We start from the raw sequence: 18593 nt of genomic DNA on the forward strand, positions 1-18593 counted from the left end.
CTGACACGCTCAGGTCAGCGAGGTATCGACGTCGCGGTGCTCCAGCGCCAGGAATTCGGCCGACTGCATCTCGTGCAGGCGCGAGATCGTGCGCGGGAACTCGTGCGACATCGGCCCTTCGGTGTAGAGCTGCTCGGGCGGCACAGCGGCCGACAGGATCAGCTTGACGCGCCGGTCGTACAGCACGTCGACCAGCCAGGTGAAGCGCCGCGCCTCCGACGCCAGCTTGGGCGGCATCAGCGGCACGCCCGACAGCAGCACGGTGTGGAACTGGGTGGAGATTTCCAGGTAATCGTTCTGCGAGCGCGGGCCGCCGCACAGCGTCTTGAAGTCGAACCACACCACGCCGCCGGCGCGGCGGCGGGCGCGCAGCTCGCGGTGCTCGATGTGCAGCGCCGGCTCCTCGTCGCGCACCTCGGCCAGCTCATCGAAGGCCGCCGTCATCGCCTCATCGGCCTGCGGCCCCAGCGGCGTGTGATACAGCTGGACATGTTCCAGCGTACGGCGCCGGTAGTCGGTGCCGTTGTCGACGTTGATGATCTCCATCTTGGCCTTGAGCAGCTCAATCGCCGGCAGGATGCGGTCGCGGTGCAGCCCGTTCGGGTACAGCCCGTCGGGATGGAAGTTCGAGGTCGTGATGATGCTGACGCGGTTGCGGAACAGCGCATCCAGCAGCCGGTGCAGGATCATCGCGTCCGTCACGTCGGCGACGTGGAACTCATCGAAGCAGATCAGCCGGAAACGCCGCGCGATGCGCTTGCCCAGCTCCTCCAGCGGGTTCTGGATGCCTTTCAGGTCCTGCAGCTCGCGGTGCACCTCGCGCATGAACTCGTGGAAGTGCAGGCGCGTCTTGCGCTGCAGCGGCACGGCCTGGAAGAACGCATCCATCAGGAAGCTCTTGCCCCGCCCCACCCCGCCGTACATGTAGACGCCCACCGGAATCGGCGGACGCACCAGCGCCTTGGTCAGCGCATTGCCGCGCCGCGCCTTGTAGGCCGCCCATTCGTCCTGGCAGCGCTGCAGCGCCACGACCGCGCGCAGCTGAGCCGGATCGGCCTGGTAGCCGCGCTCGGCCAGGGTCTGGTGATAAAGCTCGGTGACGGTGGGCATGATGGGCAGTAATCAGGTTCAGGTTCGGAACGAAAAAGGGGCGACTCGCGCCGCCCCGTCTGACTTCGACCCGGCGAGGATCAGAAGTTCAGCGTGCGCTTGTCGACCGCCAGCGCGGCTTCCTTGGTCGCCTCGGACAGCGACGGGTGTGCGTGGCAGATGCGGGCGATGTCCTCGGCCGATGCCTTGAACTCCATCGCCACCACCGCTTCAGCGATCAGCTCGCTGGCAAAGGGCCCCACGATGTGCACGCCCAGGATCTCGTCGGTCGTGGCATCGGCCAGGAACTTGACGAAGCCGGTGGTGTCACCCAGCGCCCGCGCCCGGCCGTTGGCCGCGAACGGGAACTGGCCCGCCTTGTAGGCCACGCCATCGGCCTTGAGCTGCTGCTCGGTGCGGCCGACCCACGAGATTTCGGGGCTGGTGTAGATCACCCAGGGGATGGTGTTGAAGTTGACGTGACCGTGCTGGCCCGCCATGCGCTCGGCCACCGCCACGCCCTCTTCCTCGGCCTTGTGCGCCAGCATCGGGCCACGCACCACGTCACCGACCGCCCACACGCCAGGCAGGTTGGTCTTGCATTCACCGTCGACGACGATGGCGCCGCGCTCGTCGAGTTGCAGGCCCACGGCCTCAGGGTTCAGGCCGATGGTGTTGGCGACGCGGCCGATCGACACGATCAGCTTGTCCACCGCCAGCGTCTGCTCTTCGCCCTTGGCGTTGGCGTACGTCACGACCACGCCGTCGCCCGAGGTATCCACATTGGAGATCTTGGCGCTGAACTCGAACTTCAGGCCCTGCTTCTTGAAGGCCTTGAGCGCTTCCTTGGCCACGCCTTCGTCGGCAGCGCCCAGGAAACCGGGCATGGCTTCCAGGATGGTGACTTCCGCACCCAGACGGCGCCAGACCGAGCCCATTTCCAGGCCGATCACGCCCGAGCCGATCACGCCCAGCTTGGCCGGTACGGCGCCAATGCGCAGCGCGCCGTCGTTGGACAGCACCTTGACCTCGTCGAAGGCCGCACCGGGCAGCGCACGGGCGTTGGAGCCGGTGGCGATCACCACCTGCTTGGCCGTCAGCACTTCGGGCGTGGCGCCGGCGACGTTGATCTCGTAGCCACCGTCCACCGCCTTGGCGAACGAGCCGCGACCGTGGAAGAAGCTGACCTTGTTCTTCTTGAACAGGTAGAGGATGCCGTCGTTGTTCTGCTTCACGACGGTGTCCTTGCGGCCGACCATCTTGGACACGTCCATCTTCAGGTCGCTCAGCGTGATGCCGTGGTCGCCGAAGTGGTGGGCGGCCTGCTCATAGTGCTCGGACGACTGCAGCAGCGCCTTCGACGGGATGCAGCCGACGTTGGTGCAGGTGCCGCCCGGCGCGGGGCCGCCAGCGGCGTTCTTCCACTCGTCGATGCAGGCGACGTTGAAACCGAGTTGCGCTGCGCGGATCGCCGCGATGTAGCCGCCGGGGCCGCCGCCGATCACGACGACATCAAATTGCTTGGACATGGTGTATTCCTGAGGGTCTTGGCAAAACGCCCCCGAAGGGGCGCTTGAAAAACACGATCTGACGCGATCAGATGTCGAACAGCAGGCGCGACGGATCTTCCAGCGCTTCCTTCATCGTCACCAGACCCAGCACGGCTTCGCGGCCGTCGATGATGCGGTGGTCGTAGGACATGGCCAGATAGTTGATCGGGCGCACCACCACCTGGCCGTTTTCGACCACGGCGCGGTCCTTGGTCGCGTGCACGCCCAGGATGGCCGATTGCGGCGGGTTGATGATCGGGGTCGACAGCATCGAGCCGAAGGTGCCGCCGTTGGAGATCGAGAACGTGCCGCCGGTCAGGTCGTCCATCGAGATCTTGCCTTCCTTGGCCTTCTGGCCGAATTCAGCAATCTTCTTCTCGATGTCGGCAAAGCTCATCTGGTCGGCATTGCGGATCACCGGCACCACCAGGCCACGGGGCGAGCCGACAGCGATACCGATGTCGAAATAGCCGTGGTAGACGATGTCGCTGCCGTCGACCGACGCGTTCAGGACCGGGTACTTCTTCAGGGCTGCCACCGCCGCCTTGACGAAGAAGCTCATGAAGCCGAGCTTGACGCCGTGCTCTTTCTCGAACTTGTCCTGGAACTTCTTGCGCATTTCCATCACCGGCGCCATGTTCACTTCGTTGAACGTGGTCAGGATGGCGTTGGTGGCTTGCGACTGCAGCAGACGCTCGGCGACGCGGGCGCGCAGGCGCGACATCGGCACGCGCTGTTCCGGGCGGTCGCCCAGGTTCTGCGCAGCCGGGGCGGCCACGGCGGGCAGCGCCTTGGCCACCGCCGGAGCGGCAGCGACCTTGATCGGGGCAGCGACCACGGTAGCAACCGCAGCAGGTGTGGCGGCCACGGCCGCCAGCACATCACCCTTGGTGACGCGGCCATCCTTGCCGGTGCCAGCGACAGCGCTGACCGACAGGTTGTTGTCGGCCAGCAGCTTGGCGGCGGCGGGCATGGCCACATCGCCCTTGTTGCCGGCCACCGGTGCGGCGGCCACGGCGGCAGCGGCAGGCGCGGGGGCTGCAGCGGCAGGCGCGGCAGCGCCGGCCTTGGCTTCGGTGTCGATCTGGGCGATCAGCTGGTCGCTGACCACGGTGCCGCCGTCGCCGACGATCAGCGCGGTCAGCACGCCGGCGGCGGGCGCCGGCACTTCGAGCACGACCTTGTCGGTCTCGATCTCGATCAGGATTTCATCGATTGCCACGGCGTCGCCGGGCTTCTTCTTCCACTGCAGCATGGTGGCTTCGGCCACGGACTCGGACAACTGGGGGACTTTGACTTCAACGATAGCCATCTTGATTCTCTTGTTCGCTTTAGGTAGAGCGCAGCGCGTCAGCAGACCGTCTGATGCGGCCGTGAACGGACGGTGGAGACAGCGCGCGGCGCCCGCCTCCACCACCGCGGAACATCACTTGGTGAGCACGAAGCCCTTGAGCTTGCCGAACGCCTGGTCCAGCAGCGCCTTCTGCTGCTCCTGGTGCAGGTGGGCGTAACCCACGGCCGGCGAGGCGGAGGCGGGGCGACCCGCGTAGCCCAGCTTCTGGCCTTCTTGCATGTTCTCGTGGATGTAGTGCTGCACGAAGAACCAGGAACCCTGGTTCTGCGGCTCGTCCTGGCACCACACCAGATCCGCCAGGTTGGGGTACTTCTTCAGCTCGTTGGCGAACGCCTTGTGCGGGAAGGGGTAGAGCTGCTCGACGCGGATGATGGCCGTGTCGGTGCTCTTCTTCTCTTCACGCTTCTTGATCAGGTCGTAATAGACCTTGCCCGAGCAGGCGATCACGCGCTTGACCTTGGCCGCATCGATGTTGGCATCGCGCTCACCGATCACGGTGCGGAACTCGCCCTTGCTGAACTCGGTCAGCGGCGAGGTCGCGTCCTTGTTCCGCAGCAGCGACTTCGGCGTCATGATGACCAGCGGCTTGCGGAACGGGCGCACCATCTGGCGGCGCAGCAGGTGGAAGATCTGGCTGGCCGTGGTCGGCTGCACGATCTGCATGTTGGTGTCCGCTGCCAGCTGCATGAAGCGCTCCAGGCGCGCCGAGCTGTGCTCCGGGCCCTGGCCTTCGTAGCCGTGCGGCAACATCAGCGTCAGACCGTTGGAGCGGCCCCACTTCACTTCGCCCGAAGCGATGAACTGGTCGATCACGACCTGCGCACCGTTGACGAAGTCGCCGAACTGGCCTTCCCAGATGGTCAGCGTGTTCGGCTCGGCGGCGGCGTAGCCGTATTCGAAGCCGAGCACGGCTTCTTCCGACAGGATCGAGTCGATGACGACGAACGGCGCCTGGTTCTCGGCGATGTTTTCGAGCGGCACATAGGTGCCGACGTCCCACTTCTCACGGTTCTGGTCGTGCAGCACGGCATGGCGGTGCACGAAGGTGCCGCGACCGCAGTCCTCGCCCGACAGGCGCACGGCGTAGCCCGAAGCCACCAGCGACGCGTAGGCCAGGGTCTCGCCCATGCCCCAGTCGACGTTGATGTCGCCGCGGCCCATCGCAGCGCGGTCCGCCAGGACCTTCTCGACCAGCGGGTGGACCTTGAAGTTGGCCGGCACCGAGGTGATCTTCTCCGACAGGCGCTTGATTTCGGTCAGCGGCAGCGCGGTGTCAGCAGCGTCCGTCCACTTCTTGCCCAGGTACGGTGCCCAGTCGACGGCGTACTTGCTCTTGAAGTTGGTCAGCACCGGGTCGACCGTGTGCTTGCCGGCGTCCATGGCGGCGCGGAAGTCCTTGACCATCTGGTCCGGACCATCGGCCGGCAGCACGTTCTGCGCCACCAGCTTGTCGCCGTACAGGCGACGCGTGCCAGGGTGCGACGCGATCTTCTTGTACATCAGCGGCTGGGTGAGCGACGGCGTGTCCTGCTCGTTGTGGCCCAGCTTGCGGAAGCAGACGATGTCAACGACGACGTCCTTCTTGAACTCCTGGCGGTAGTCCATGGCCAGCTGCGTGGCCAGCACGACCGCTTCCGGATCGTCGCCATTCACGTGCAGCACGGGGGCTTCGATCATCTTGACGATGTCGGTGCAGTACAGCGTCGAGCGGCTGTCGCGCGGATCGGAGGTGGTGAAGCCGATCTGGTTGTTGATCACCAGATGCACCGTGCCGCCGGTGAAGTAGCCGCGCGTCTGCGCCAGCGCCAGCGTTTCCATCACGACGCCCTGGCCGGCAAAGGCCGCGTCGCCGTGCACCAGCACCGGCAGCACTTGCGCGCCGGTCTTGTCGCCACGGCGGTCCATGCGGGCCTTGACGGAGCCTTCGACCACCGGGTTGACGATTTCCAGATGCGACGGGTTGAACGCCAGGCTCAGGTGCACCGGGCCGCCACGCGTCGAGATGTCGCTGGAGAAGCCCTGGTGGTACTTGACGTCACCGGAGGGCAGGTCTTCAGGGGCGGTGTGGTCGAACTCGGCGAACAGGTCCTTGGGCATCTTGCCCAGGGTGTTGACCAGCACGTTCAGGCGGCCGCGGTGGGCCATGCCGATGACGATTTCCTGCACGCCGGTCTGGCCAGCGCGCTGGACCAGCTCGTCCATCGAGGCGATGAAGCTCTCGCCGCCTTCGAGCGAGAAGCGTTTCTGGCCGACGTACTTGGTATGGAGGAAACGCTCCAGACCTTCCGAGGCGGTCAGGCGCTCAAGGATGTGCTTCTTCTCTTCGACCGTGAAGTTGGGCTTGCTGCGGCGCGACTCCAGGCGCTCCTGCCACCAGCGCTTCTCGGTCGGGTCCGTGATGTGCATGTACTCGGCGCCGATGGTGCCGCAGTAGGTTTCACGCAGCGCCTGCAGGATGTCGCGCAGGCTGAGGTTCTCGGCCTTGCTGAAATACGTGTTCGCGGCGCTGAACGTGATGTCCATGTCGGACTCGCTCAGGTCGTAGAACGCCGGCTCGAGTTCGGGAATCTTGGGGCGCTCGGTGCGCTTGAGCGGATCGAGGTCGGCCCAGCGCGAACCCAGGAAGCGGTAGGCCGCGATCAGCGACTGCACGTGCACCTGCTTACGGGCAACGGCCAGGTCGGCTTCGCTGGCCTTGAGGGCGAAGGCGTTGGCCTTGGCACGCTGCGCGAAGGACTCGACGACGGGCGCATGGGCCACGTCGCGGCTGTCGGTGCCGTCGGTCGCCGGGACATGCTGCAGCGCGTCGAAGTAGGCGCGCCAGTTGTCGGGGACCGAGCCCGGGTTATCGAGGTAGGCCTCGTACATCTCTTCGACATAGGGCGCGTTGCCCCCGAAGAGATAGGAATTGGATCTGTACTGCTGCATCATATTTCGCTCACCTTTGCATCCGGTATCCGGGGCTGAGTGGGTTGAAAAACCTTCCGCGACACGGCTATACCGGTTGGCGGACTAGCGACCCGCCTTGACTGTTGCCAGGAAAGGGGACGGGAAGGGACTGAACTATCAGGCGCCGCAATGTACCACCCTGCCCTGACGCCGGCTGACAAATCGAGTGCATTCATGCACTGAAACCCATCACAGGAATGTGTCCTGGATCGACAGGCGACCACGCCTATCGACGTGATTTTGCGAAACCAATTTTCGCCATGCAAAATACGCTTTTACATGCATTACGACTTCCCATGACCAAGAAGGAACCGTCGACCCCGACCATTCAGGTGATCGCGCGCATGTTCAAGCTGCTGGACGTGCTGGCCGAGCACCAGGACCCTGTGTCGCTCAAGCAGATCAGCGAGATGACGGGGCTGCACCCGTCCACCGCGCACCGCATCCTGAACGATCTGGCCGCAGGTCGCTTCGTGGACCGCCCCGAAGCCGGCAGCTACCGGCTCGGCATGCGCCTGCTGGAGCTGGGCAACCTCGTCAAGGCGCGGCTGGATGTGCGCGATGCGGCGCTGGCGCCCATGCGCGAGCTGCACAAGCTCACGCACCAGCCCGTCAACCTGTCGGTGCGCCAGGGGGATGAGATCGTCTACATCGAACGCTCGTACTCCGAGCGGTCCGGCATGCAGGTGGTGCGAGCAGTCGGTGGGCGTGCGCCGCTGCACCTGACATCCGTGGGCAAGCTCTTCCTGGCCCACGACGAGCCACACCGCGTGCGGGCCTATGCCACGCGCACCGGCTTGGCCGGCCACACCCGCAACAGCATCACGGACCTGACGCAACTGGAGCGCGAACTGGCGCGCGTGCGTCAGACCGAGGTGGCGCGTGACAACGAAGAACTGGAGCTGGGTGTGCGCTGCCTGGCCGCCGGCATTCACGATGATCAGGGCAGGCTGGTGGCAGGCCTGTCGATTTCAGCCCCTGCAGACCGGCTCGAAGAAGCGTGGAGTGAGCGGCTGCGCGAGGCGGCCGACCAGATTTCGACGTCGCTGGGCTATCGGCCCAGCTGAACACGCGGCGAGCCCAGGGTGGCGCGATCCGACGTCGTCAAGACAGCGGGGACGGTTCCGCGCGACCGGAGATCGGTGCAGACGGCCGAATGCCCCGAGGCGCATCGCTCTCAAGCCAGCGCCTGACGCGCTCGGCATCACCCAGGCGGGAGTACTTCCCCGTCGAATCCAGGAAGATCATGATCAGCTTGCGGCCTGCGAGCTTGGTCTGCATCACCAGGCAACGGCCGGCCTCGGAGATATAGCCTGTTTTCTGCAGGCCGATGTCCCAGCTCGGGTTGCTGATCAGCCCGTTGGTATTGCGGTACTGAAGCGTGCGGTTGCCCACATCGACCGCGTGCTCTGGCGACGTCGACAGTTCGCGCAACAGTGCATAGCCATAGGCGGTTTGCACCAGACGCGCCAGATCGGGAGCCGAGGACTGGTTATGACTCGACAGACCCGTGGGCTCCACATAGCGCGTGTCGCTCATGCCCAGCGCCTGAGCCTTGCGGTTCATGGCGGAGACGAAGGCATTCAGTCCTCCGGGGTAGTGGCGGCCAAGCGCGTGGGCGGCGCGGTTCTCCGACGACATCAGTGCCAGGTGAAGCATTTCACCGCGTGTCAGCCGTGCGCCGACCGAAAGGCGGGAGCGGCTGCCTTTTTCGGTGTCCACATCGGCTGCGGTCACTTCCAGCACCTCGTCCAGCGGCAATTGGGCATCGACCACGACCAGGCCGGTCATCAACTTGGTGAGGGATGCGATGGGCAGCACCGCCTGCGAGTTCTTGCTGAACAGCACCTCGGACGTATCCTGATCCACCACCAGAGCCACACTGGACTTGAGGTCCAGATCATCCTGCGTGGCATGCAAACCGAACGCTTTGCCGAAGGACGGACGAGCTTCAGCGGCCTCGGAGCGCAGCAGTGTCGTCTTGGCCTTGGCCCGAAGCGGTGCCACCTTGACCTTGGCACGCACGGGTGACTTGACGATCTTGGTGACCTTCGTCGCCTTGGCGCGGCGGTTCTTGTCAGCACGCGTTGCGGCTTCGACCGTCGCGGCTTGCCCCAGTGAGAACACAACGCTGATCAGGGCAATAACGAGTTTGAGGCCGGGGCGTGAATTCTTGAACATGGTTTCAATATGGCCGCTAAGGCTCACACTCGATACAGACTGAAATCAGTCTAGGTGAATCAAGAATCGCACGCAACGTCTTGATTCACCGAAGATTTTCAGTTTAGGAGTGCTATTCCACGGATCAGCACCCCCGTTCAGGGCGTAGCTCAGCCCTGGGCGGCCACACGCTCGGACTTGCTGTGCAGCTTGTTGAGCGCCGCCAGATACGCCTTGGCCGAAGCCACGACGATGTCCGGGTCGGCGCCGACGCCGTTGACCACCCGGCCACCGAGTTGCAGGCGCACGGTGACCTCGCCTTGCGACTCGGTGCTGCCCGAGGTGATGGCGTTGACCGAGTACAGCAACATCTCTGCCCCCGTGGCAAGCTTGGACTCGATCGCCTTCAGGCTGGCGTCGACCGGGCCGTTGCCGTCGGACTCGGCGTGATGCTCGACATCACCCGCAGCAAACGCGACGCTGGCGTGCGGCCGCTCACCCATTTCAGAGCGCTGCGACAAGGCCAGCAGGCGGTAATGCTCCTGCGCCTGGCCCACGACGTCGTCGTTGACCAAGGCCAGAATGTCCTCGTCGAAGATTTCGCTCTTGCGGTCGGCCAGGTCCTTGAACTTCATGAACGCGGTGTTGATGTCGGCTTCGGATTCCAGCTCGATGCCCAGGTCCTGCAGGCGCTGCTTGAAAGCGTTGCGGCCCGACAGCTTGCCGAGCACGATCTTGTTGGCGGCCCAGCCCACGTCCTCGGCACGCATGATTTCGTAGGTGTCGCGCGCCTTGAGCACGCCGTCCTGATGGATGCCCGAGGCATGCGCGAACGCGTTGGCGCCCACCACCGCCTTGTTAGGCTGCACGACGAAGCCAGTGGTCTGCGCCACCATGCGCGAGGCCGGCACGATCTGGCTGATGTCCAGGCCGATGTCCAGGCCGAAGTAGTCGCGCCGCGTCTTGACCGCCATCACGACTTCTTCGAGCGAGCAGTTGCCCGCGCGCTCACCCAGGCCGTTGATGGTGCATTCGACCTGCCGTGCGCCGCCGATCTTGACGCCGGCCAGCGAGTTGGCTACCGCCATGCCCAGATCGTTATGGCAGTGCACCGACCAGATCGCCTTGTCGGAGTTGGGGATGCGCTCGCGCAGGTTCTTGATGAAGTTGCCGTACAGCTCGGGCACCGCGTAGCCTACGGTGTCGGGAATGTTGAGCGTGGTGGCGCCTTCGTTGATCACGGCTTCCAGCACGCGGCAGAGGAAGTCCGGATCAGAACGATAGCCATCCTCGGGCGAGAACTCCACGTCCGCGCACAGGTTGCGCGCGAATCGCACCGACAGCTTGGCCTGCTCGAACACCTGCTCGGGCGACATGCGCAGCTTCTTCTCCATGTGCAGCGCACTGGTGGCGATGAAGGTGTGGATGCGCGCCGAGTTGGCGCCGCGCAAGGCCTCGGCCGCGCGGGCGATGTCGCGGTCGTTGGCGCGCGCCAGCGAGCAGATGGTCGAGTCCTTGATCGCGTCGGCAATCGCCTTGACGGCCTCGAAGTCACCGTTGGAAGAGGCGGCAAAACCGGCCTCGATCACGTCGACCTTCAGGCGCTCCAGCTGGCGGGCGATGCGCAGCTTCTCGTCGCGCGTCATCGAGGCGCCGGGCGACTGCTCGCCGTCGCGCAAGGTGGTGTCGAAAATGATGAGTTTGTCGGTCATGGCGGTCTCCTCAGGCGGTTGTTTGCTGGACTTCGGTGGCGTGATGCTGGCGGCTGGCGCGCTGCCAGCCCGACAGCACGGCCTTGATCGAGGCGGTGACGATGTTGGCATCAATGCCGACCCCGAACAGCGTCGGGCCCTGGCCCACGCGCAACTCGAAGTAGGCCGCCGCACGCGCCTGGGCACCTGCGCCGATCGAATGCTCATGGTAGTCAAGCACCTGGATGCTCTGCCCGGTGGCCGTGGCCAGCGCCTGCACGAAGGCATCGACCGGGCCGTTGCCACTGCCGTCGAGCGACAGCCCGGCCTCGCCCGCCACGCCGTTCAGACTCGCCTGCAAACGCGCCTGCAAGCGCACGCGGCCATCGGCGTGTTCCTCGATCTGCGGCGGCTGGACCAGTTGGCGATCGGCCAGCTCGAAGCCGTATTCGCGGCCGAAGATGGCCCAGATGTCGGCAGCGGCCAGCTCCTTGCCGGCGTCGTCCATCACCGCCTGCACGATCTGGCTGAACTCGATCTGCAGCCGGCGCGGCAACTCCAGGCCGTATTCCGCCTCCAGCAGATAGCTGATGCCGCCCTTGCCCGACTGGCTGTTGACGCGAATCACCGCCTCGTAGCTGCGGCCCAGGTCCTTGGGGTCGATCGGCAGATAGGGCATGTCCCAGATGTCACCGTCCCGGCGCGCCGCGAAAGCCTTCTTGATGGCGTCCTGGTGCGAGCCCGAGAACGAGGTGTAGACCAGGTCGCCCACATACGGGTGGCGCGGGTGCACCGGCAGCTGGTTGCAGTATTCGACCGTGCGGCGGATGGCGTCGATGTCCGAGAAATCCAGCCCCGGCGCCACGCCCTGGGTGTAGAGGTTGAGCGCGACGTTGACCAGGTCGAGATTGCCGGTGCGCTCGCCGTTGCCGAACAGGCAGCCTTCGATGCGGTCAGCACCGGCCATGATCGCCAGTTCGGCCGCGGCCGTACCCGTGCCCCGGTCGTTGTGCGGGTGCACGCACAGGATCACGCCGTCACGGCGGGCGATGTGGCGGTGCATCCACTCGACCATGTCGGCAAAAACGTTGGCGGTGCAGTGCTCGACGGTGGACGGCAGGTTGATGATGCAGCGCTGCTCGGGGCGCGCCTGCCAGACGGCGGTGACGGCGTCGACCACCTGCAGCGAGACCTCCAGCTCGGTGTCCGAGAACATCTCGGGTGAGTACTGGAAGGTCCAGCGCGTCTCAGGCTGCTGCGCCGCGTGCTCATTGAGCAGCTGGGCGTGGCGGGTGGCCAGCTCGGTGATGCCGGCAACATCCAGGCCCAGCACCACCTCGCGCATGATGGGCGCGGTGGCGTTGTAGAGGTGCACGATCACCTGCCGCGCGCCGCGCACCGACTCGAACGTGCGCTCGATCAGGTGCGCACGCGCCGGCGTCAGCACCTGGATCGTCACGTCATCGGGGATCAGCTGCTCGTCGATGAGCGTGCGCACGAAGTCGAAATCCGCCTGCGAGGCCGACGGAAATCCGACCTCGATCTCCTTGAGTCCCACCCGGACCAGCGTCTCGAACAGGCGCAGCTTGCGCTGCACATCCATCGGCTCGATCAGCGCCTGGTTGCCATCCCGCAGGTCGGTGCTCAGCCACATCGGCGCGCGGCTGATCACCACATCGGGCCAGCGACGGTCCGGCAGGCGCACTGTCGCGGCGGGACGGTACTTGACGGCTGGGTTCTTGAGCATGCTCATGGATGGACTCCTAGGGACAAAAGAAAAACGGCCCGCTGCGTTGATGCGCATGGCGGGCCGTCGATCCAGGAAAAATTCAGATGTGACTGGTCAGCGCGCCCGGGGCACTCCTAGCAGGCTTAGCGATAGAGCTTGGCTGAACATCATCGGAAAACTATAGCACGCAGCCCTGTGCATCAGCGATGCAGGCCTTCTTCATCCGGCTCTTGTGTCGAGGTGGCAATGACGCTCACCGGCTTGCCGCGCGCCCTTTGTACCGCGTACACCACATAGCCCGAAAACCCGTAGACCATGAAGATGCCGAACAGCACGATCGGCGGATGCAGGTTGATGACGGCAATCCCCAGCGCAATCGCCACGATGACGATGAATGGCACGGTTCGCTTGAAGCTCACGTCCTTGAAGCTGTAGAACGGCACGTTGGTCACCATGGTCAGGCCGGAATACAGCGTCAGGCCGCAAGTCAGCCAGGTCAGCCAGTCGGTGCCTCGCGCGTCCTTGAAGCCGGCGTCATCCATGACCCAGATGAAACCGATCACCAGCGCCGCCGCCGCCGGACTGGGCAGGCCCTGGAAGAAGCGCTTGTCAACCACGGCGATGTTGGTGTTGAAGCGCGCCAGCCGCAGGGCCGCCGCAGCGCAGTACACAAAGGCCGCGATCCAGCCGACCTTGCCCATGCCCTTGAGTGCCCATTCGTAGACGATCAGCGCCGGCGCGGCGCCAAAGCTCACCATGTCGGACAGGCTGTCCATCTGCTCGCCGAACGCGCTCTGCGTGTTGGTCATGCGCGCCACGCGGCCATCGAGGCTGTCGAGCACCATGGCGCAGAAGATGCCCACTGCTGCGTTGTCGAAGCGGCCGTTCATGGCCATCACGATGGCGTAGAAACCACCGAACAGCGCCGCCAGCGTGAACAGGTTCGGCAGGATGTAGATACCCTTGCGGCGCGGACGCTGGCCAGCCGGCGGCTCGAAATCGTCGTCGAGATCTTGGGCTGCAGCGGGGGCCACGGCGGGAGAGGAAATCGGGCGCTCAGGCTCGGTCATGTCGCAATTCGGTTGGGTTGACGCTGGCTCATGGCCGCGAGGGAACTTGGTGGGCGAGCATAGCGCAGCGCTCCATGAAAAAAGGCCGCCTCACGGCGGCCTTTCAGAATGTGAGCGGCAGCGCGAGGCGTCGCTCCGCCGTCAGCCGCATCAGTTGCGGCTCTTGTCGACCAGCTTGTTGGCCTTGATCCAGGGCATCATCGCGCGCAGTTTTTCGCCGACGACTTCGATCTGGTGCTCTTCCGTCAGGCGACGGCGCGAGATCAGGGTCGGTGCACCGGCCTTGTTCTCGAGGATGAAGGACTTGGCGTACTCGCCGGTCTGGATGTCCTTCAGGCACTGGCGCATCGCGTCCTTGGTGGCAGAGGTCACCACCTTCGGGCCGGTCACGTACTCGCCGTACTCGGCGTTGTTGCTGATCGAGTAGTTCATGTTGGCGATGCCGCCTTCATAGATCAGGTCGACGATCAGCTTCAGTTCGTGCAGGCACTCGAAGTAGGCCATCTCGGGCGCGTAGCCGGCTTCGGTCAGCGTCTCGAAACCCGCCTTGATCAGCTCGACGGCACCGCCGCACAGAACAGCCTGCTCGCCGAACAGGTCGGTTTCGGTTTCTTCGCGGAAGTTGGTCTCGATGATGCCGGCCTTGCCGCCGCCGTTGGCTGCAGCGTAGGACAGTGCCAGATCGCGCGCCTTGCCGGTCTTGTCGGCGTGGACGGCGATCAGGTGCGGCACGCCGCCACCCTGGGTGTAGGTGCCGCGCACGGTGTGGCCCGGAGCCTTCGGAGCGACCATCCAGACGTCGACGTCTTCGCGCGGCACGACCTGGCCGTAGTGGACGTTGAAGCCGTGCGCGAAGGCCAGCGAAGCGCCTTCCTTCATGTTGGGGGCGACTTCGGCGTTGTAGACGGCAGCGATCTGCTCGTCAGGCAACAACATCATCACCACGTCGGCGCTCTTGACCGCTTCAGCGACTTCCGCAACCTTCAGGCCGGCCTTCTCGACCTTGGCCCATGAAGCGCCACCCTTGCGCAGGCCGACCGTGACCTTGACGCCGGAGTCGTTCAGGTTCTGGGCGTGGGCATGGCCTTGCGAGCCGTAGCCGATGATGGTGACGTTCTTGCCCTTGATCAGGCTCAGGTCAGCGTCTTTGTCGTAGTAAACCTTCATGGTCTTCTCTCTTTGGAAAAATCGGCGGGTCGCCAGGGATAAAGGGTCTTCAGACCCGCAGGATGCGTTCGCCGCGGCCGATGCCGCTGGTGCCGGTGCGCACGGTTTCGAGGATCGCGGTGCGATCCACGGCTTCGATGAAGGCGTCGAGCTTGGACGAGTCGCCCGTCAGCTCGATGGTGTAGGTCTTGTCGGTCACGTCGATGATGCGGCCGCGGAAGATGTCCGCCAGGCGTGTCATTTCCTCGCGCTCCTTGCCGACAGCGCGCACCTTGATGAGCATCAGCTCACGGGCGGTGAAGCTGCCTTCGGTCAGGTCGACCACCTTGACCACCTCGATCAGGCGGTTGAGGTGCTTGGTGATCTGCTCGATGACGTCGTCCGAGCCGGTCGTGACGATGGTCATGCGCGACAGCGACGAGTCTTCCGTCGGCGCCACGGTCAGGCTCTCGATGTTGTAGCCACGGGCCGAGAACAGGCCCACCACGCGCGACAGCGCGCCAGCCTCGTTCTCGAGCAGCAGAGCAATGATGTGTTTCATGTCGGTTCCTTGACCTGCATTTCCTGGCCTCCAGCGGTAACCGGAGGGGCGGGCCTGCAGGCCGTGCGTGAACGGGAAATCAGTCGTCAGATCCGTTTGCCGTGAAGCATCTGCCGGCGTGTCCGACGGGCCGGTAAGCCCGTCTTCCCGCGCCGGCCCGACGCGTCACAGGTCTTCGGAGCCCAGCAGCATCTCGGAGATGCCCTTGCCCGCCTGCACCATCGGCCAGACGTTTTCGGTCTGGTCGGTGCGCACGTCGAGGAAGACGGTGCGGTCTTTCAGGCGGATCATCTCCTTGAGCGCCGGCTCGACCTCGGAGGGCTTCTCGATCTTGATGCCGATGTGGCCGTAGGCCTCGGCGAGCTTCACGAAGTCGGGCAGCGCGTCCATGTAGCTGTGCGAGTAGCGGCTGCCGTAGTCCAGCTGCTGCCACTGGCGCACCATGCCCAGGTAGCGGTTGTTCAGCGAGATGACGTTGACCGCCGTGCCGTACTGCTGGCAGGTGGACAGTTCCTGGATACACATCTGGATCGAACCTTCACCGGTGATGCAGAACACGTCCGCGTCCGGCTTGGCCAGCTTGATGCCCATCGCGTACGGCAGGCCCACGCCCATCGTGCCCAAGCCGCCGGAGTTGATCCAGCGACGCGGCTCGTCGAACTTGAAGTACTGCGCCGCCCACATCTGGTGCTGGCCAACGTCCGACGTGATGTAGGTGTCGCCACCGCGCGTCAGGTTCCAGAGCGTCTCGACCACGTACTGCGGCTTGATGACCTCGTCGGAGGGCTTGTACTTCAGGCAATCGCGCTTGCGCCAGTCGCCGATCTGGTTCCACCACGCGTCGAGCGCAGCCGGCTCCATGCGCTGCTGGGTCTCGCGGATCTGGGCGATGAGTTCCTGCAGCACGTCCTTGACGTCGCCCACGATGGGGATGTCGACCTTGACGCGCTTGCTGATCGACGACGGATCGATATCGATATGGATGATCTTGCGCTCGACCGAAGCGAAGTGCTTCGGATTGCCGATCACGCGGTCATCGAAGCGCGCGCCCACCGCCAGCAGCACATCGCTGTTCTGCATGGTCATGTTGGCTTCGTAGGTGCCGTGCATGCCGAGCATGCCGAGGAAGCGCGGATCGGTCGCGGGCATCGCGCCCAGGCCCATCAACGTGTTGGTGACGGGGTAGCCGAGCAGGTCGACCAATTCACGTAACTCGGCCGACGCATTGCCCAGGATCACGCCGCCGCCGGTGTAGATGTAGGGACGCTTGGCTTGCAGCAGCAGCTGCACGGCCTTGCGGATCTGGCCGCCATGGCCCTTCTTGACCGGGTTGTAGGAGCGCATCTCCACCGTGTCCGGGTACTGGAACGGGGCGACCTTGAGCGACACGTCCTTGGGCACGTCGACCACGACCGGGCCAGGCCGGCCGGTGCGGGCAATGTGGAAGGCTTTTTTGAGCGTCGCAGCCAGATCGCGCACGTCCTTGACCAGGAAGTTGTGCTTGACGATGGGGCGCGTGATGCCGACGGTGTCGCACTCCTGGAACGCATCCAGGCCGATCGCGGGCGTGGGCACCTGACCGGTGATCACGACCATCGGGATCGAGTCCATGTAGGCCGTCGCGATGCCGGTGATCGCGTTCGTCACGCCGGGACCCGAAGTCACCAGCGCCACGCCGACATTGCCGGTGGCGCGGGCATAGCCGTCAGCGGCGTGCACAGCGGCCTGCTCGTGACGCACCAGCACGTGCTGGATGGTCTCTTGCTTGTAGAGCGCGTCGTAGATGTAGAGCACCGAGCCGCCGGGATAACCCCAGATGAACTCGACGTTCTCGGCCTGCAGACAGCGCACGAGGATGTCCGAGCCATTGAGCTCGGGCAGGGAAGATGGGTCGCGGAGAGCTTGTGCCGAGGCGGCACGCTTTTGTTCTGCAGCAGACATGTCCATGGTGAACCTTTCGGGTTTTTCTCTGACGAAAATCGAATGGTGCTTCTCCTCGCGCCGCCTGACGTCACTGGCAGCTCACCCTCGTGAGGCGGAATTGAAGCTTGCACGATCTGCGACTGCGGCGCCCTTGGTGGGACAGCCGGTCAAGACCAGACCCGCACGGTGTGCGGGTCTTGGATTATGGCATTGTTGATGTGCGGGACTCAGCCGTGCCAAGTTGTTCACGCGACGGCGATGACGGCAAGCTCGGCTGACATAATCTTGCAAGCCGCCTTGGCCGCCTGAGACAGCCCCACTTTGTCCGTAGATCAAGAACTCTCCGACTTCCTGCAAAGCGTTGAAAAGCGCGCCTTCAAGCGCACGGCCTATGCGGTGCGAGATGAAGACGCCGCACTCGACATCGTGCAGGACTCGATGATCCGGCTGGCCAGCAAGTACGCCGATCGCCCGCCTGCAGAGTGGCCGATGCTGTTCCAGCGCATCCTTTCGAACGCCACGATGGACTGGTTCCGCCACCAGAAAGTGCGCCGGGGTGTGCTGCAGAACTTCTCGGACTTCGAACCCGCCAACGGCGAGCCGGACTTCGATCTGCTTGAAACGCTGGAAATGCTCTCCAACTCAGAGGGCACCGAAAGCTCCTCAGATGCGGTCGAACGCACGCAGACGCTGGAAATCATCGAAAGCGAAGTCACCAAGCTGCCCACGCGTCAACGCGAAGCTTTCCTGATGCGTTACTGGGAAGAAATGGATGTTGCTGAAACGGCAGCCTCCATGGGCTGCTCCGAGGGCAGCGTCAAGACCCACTGCTCCAGAGCGGTGCATGCCTTGGCCAAAGCACTCAAACTCAAAGGAATTTCGCTGTGAATCATCCATCGACCGATCCCCATGCACCGCCAGGCAACGCGGCGGCTTTGGAAGCTCGATTCGGGTTTCGCGTTGCAGCGCGCCTGAGTACCGCCAGCAATGACCTGCCGCATGACATCCAGGAGCGCCTGCGCATTGCGCGCATGCAGGCTGTCGCACACGCCAGGAGCCATCAGCTGGCCGTGGCCGCTCAACCGGCGGCCTCGGTCATCGGTGACGTCCGCTCAGGCGCCCTGATGATGCAAGGCGGCCCGGACCTGTCGCGCTGGGGCCGACTTGGCATCCTGGTGCCGTTGCTGGTGCTGGTGCTGGGCTTGGTCGGCATCCAGGAATGGCGCCAACTCGAACAGATCTCTGCAGCAGCAGAGATCGACACCGCCTTGCTGGGCGACGCGCTGCCGCCGGCGGCCTATACCGATCCGGGCTTCGGCGAATTCCTGCTGGAGCCGACCCGCAGCCAGCAGCCGTAAGCCAGCCGCCGC

Annotated in this window: 14 protein-coding genes; 3 read left to right on the top strand and 11 right to left on the bottom strand. The window is 64.6% G+C overall.

Annotated elements, in window-relative coordinates; genetic code table 11:
* Positions 1–9: 9 nt before the first annotated feature.
* The 4 genes from zapE to AC5IG3_RS05140 form a co-directional block, all read right to left on the bottom strand.
* Entirely contained in the window at positions 10–1110 is a 1101-nt protein-coding gene (zapE, locus tag AC5IG3_RS05125; RefSeq protein ID WP_491905227.1) for a cell division protein ZapE, read from the bottom strand.
* 80 nt (positions 1111–1190) lie between these two features.
* Positions 1191–2618 carry a dihydrolipoyl dehydrogenase gene (lpdA, locus tag AC5IG3_RS05130; RefSeq protein ID WP_491905228.1) on the bottom strand — a complete coding sequence of 476 codons (1428 nt, stop codon included), beginning with the start codon at positions 2616–2618 and terminating at the stop codon, positions 1191–1193.
* A gap of 67 nt (positions 2619–2685) precedes the next feature.
* The gene (gene odhB, locus AC5IG3_RS05135; protein ID WP_491905229.1) at positions 2686–3951 is read right to left on the bottom strand and encodes a 2-oxoglutarate dehydrogenase complex dihydrolipoyllysine-residue succinyltransferase; all 1266 of its coding nucleotides are present in this window, start codon (positions 3949–3951) and stop codon (positions 2686–2688) included.
* Between the two features lie 114 nt (positions 3952–4065).
* Entirely contained in the window at positions 4066–6924 is a 2859-nt protein-coding gene (locus tag AC5IG3_RS05140) for a 2-oxoglutarate dehydrogenase E1 component (RefSeq protein ID WP_491905230.1), read from the bottom strand.
* 314 nt (positions 6925–7238) lie between these two features.
* Between AC5IG3_RS05140 and AC5IG3_RS05145 the strand changes: the two genes are divergently transcribed.
* On the top strand, positions 7239–8009 hold the full coding sequence (locus AC5IG3_RS05145; protein WP_491905231.1) for an IclR family transcriptional regulator: 771 nt from the start codon (positions 7239–7241) through the stop codon (positions 8007–8009).
* Positions 8010–8046: 37 nt separating this feature from the next.
* On the opposite strand, the gene pbpG is transcribed toward AC5IG3_RS05145, so the two are convergent.
* From pbpG to AC5IG3_RS05180, 7 genes are all read right to left on the bottom strand, one after another.
* Positions 8047–9123 (bottom strand): D-alanyl-D-alanine endopeptidase, encoded by a 1077-nt coding sequence (gene pbpG, locus AC5IG3_RS05150; RefSeq protein WP_491905232.1) that lies wholly within the window; start codon positions 9121–9123, stop codon positions 8047–8049.
* Positions 9124–9272: 149 nt separating this feature from the next.
* Positions 9273–10814, bottom strand: a complete 1542-nt coding sequence (locus AC5IG3_RS05155) for a 2-isopropylmalate synthase (protein WP_491905233.1) — start codon at positions 10812–10814, stop codon at positions 9273–9275.
* 10 nt (positions 10815–10824) lie between these two features.
* A complete protein-coding gene (gene leuA / locus AC5IG3_RS05160; RefSeq protein ID WP_491905288.1) occupies positions 10825–12540 on the bottom strand; it encodes a 2-isopropylmalate synthase in 1716 nt (571 codons plus the stop codon).
* A gap of 182 nt (positions 12541–12722) precedes the next feature.
* The gene (gene pssA / locus AC5IG3_RS05165) at positions 12723–13592 is read right to left on the bottom strand and encodes a CDP-diacylglycerol--serine O-phosphatidyltransferase (RefSeq protein ID WP_491905234.1); all 870 of its coding nucleotides are present in this window, start codon (positions 13590–13592) and stop codon (positions 12723–12725) included.
* A gap of 150 nt (positions 13593–13742) precedes the next feature.
* Complete coding sequence (gene ilvC, locus AC5IG3_RS05170; RefSeq protein ID WP_491905289.1) at positions 13743–14795, bottom strand: ketol-acid reductoisomerase; 1053 nt, start codon at positions 14793–14795, stop codon at positions 13743–13745.
* Positions 14796–14808: 13 nt separating this feature from the next.
* Entirely contained in the window at positions 14809–15300 is a 492-nt protein-coding gene (ilvN, locus tag AC5IG3_RS05175) for an acetolactate synthase small subunit (RefSeq protein ID WP_491905235.1), read from the bottom strand.
* A 165-nt stretch (positions 15301–15465) separates the two neighbouring features.
* Positions 15466–17247 carry an acetolactate synthase 3 catalytic subunit gene (locus tag AC5IG3_RS05180; RefSeq protein ID WP_491905236.1) on the bottom strand — a complete coding sequence of 594 codons (1782 nt, stop codon included), beginning with the start codon at positions 17245–17247 and terminating at the stop codon, positions 15466–15468.
* Positions 17248–17544: 297 nt separating this feature from the next.
* Here AC5IG3_RS05180 and AC5IG3_RS05185 point away from each other — a divergent pair, with 297 nt between their 5' ends.
* Positions 17545–18111 carry an RNA polymerase sigma factor gene (locus tag AC5IG3_RS05185; RefSeq protein WP_491905237.1) on the top strand — a complete coding sequence of 189 codons (567 nt, stop codon included), beginning with the start codon at positions 17545–17547 and terminating at the stop codon, positions 18109–18111.
* Positions 18108–18581, top strand: coding sequence for a DUF3619 family protein (locus tag AC5IG3_RS05190; protein WP_491905238.1), 474 nt, complete (start codon positions 18108–18110; stop codon positions 18579–18581). Before AC5IG3_RS05185 ends, AC5IG3_RS05190 begins: the two co-directional genes overlap by 4 nt.
* Positions 18582–18593 lie beyond the last annotated feature (12 nt).

Origin of the sequence: Leptothrix sp. (in: b-proteobacteria) (assembly GCF_965250675.1) — a bacterium.
Classification (GTDB): Bacteria; Pseudomonadota; Gammaproteobacteria; order Burkholderiales; family Burkholderiaceae_C; genus Sphaerotilus.

Excerpts from the sequence above, each read along its gene's own strand:
- AC5IG3_RS05155 (WP_491905233.1), bottom strand. The coding sequence starts at position 10,814 with ATGACCGACAAACTCATCATTTTCGACACCACCTTGCGCGACGGCGAG.
- leuA (WP_491905288.1), bottom strand. The coding sequence starts at position 12,540 with ATGCTCAAGAACCCAGCCGTCAAGTACCGTCCCGCCGCGACAGTGCGC.
- AC5IG3_RS05140 (WP_491905230.1), bottom strand. The coding sequence starts at position 6,924 with ATGATGCAGCAGTACAGATCCAATTCCTATCTCTTCGGGGGCAACGCG.
- odhB (WP_491905229.1), bottom strand. The coding sequence starts at position 3,951 with ATGGCTATCGTTGAAGTCAAAGTCCCCCAGTTGTCCGAGTCCGTGGCC.
- AC5IG3_RS05180 (WP_491905236.1), bottom strand. The coding sequence starts at position 17,247 with ATGGACATGTCTGCTGCAGAACAAAAGCGTGCCGCCTCGGCACAAGCT.
- zapE (WP_491905227.1), bottom strand. The coding sequence starts at position 1,110 with ATGCCCACCGTCACCGAGCTTTATCACCAGACCCTGGCCGAGCGCGGC.
- lpdA (WP_491905228.1), bottom strand. The coding sequence starts at position 2,618 with ATGTCCAAGCAATTTGATGTCGTCGTGATCGGCGGCGGCCCCGGCGGC.
- pbpG (WP_491905232.1), bottom strand. The coding sequence starts at position 9,123 with ATGTTCAAGAATTCACGCCCCGGCCTCAAACTCGTTATTGCCCTGATC.
- AC5IG3_RS05145 (WP_491905231.1), top strand. The coding sequence starts at position 7,239 with ATGACCAAGAAGGAACCGTCGACCCCGACCATTCAGGTGATCGCGCGC.
- pssA (WP_491905234.1), bottom strand. The coding sequence starts at position 13,592 with ATGACCGAGCCTGAGCGCCCGATTTCCTCTCCCGCCGTGGCCCCCGCT.
- ilvN (WP_491905235.1), bottom strand. The coding sequence starts at position 15,300 with ATGAAACACATCATTGCTCTGCTGCTCGAGAACGAGGCTGGCGCGCTG.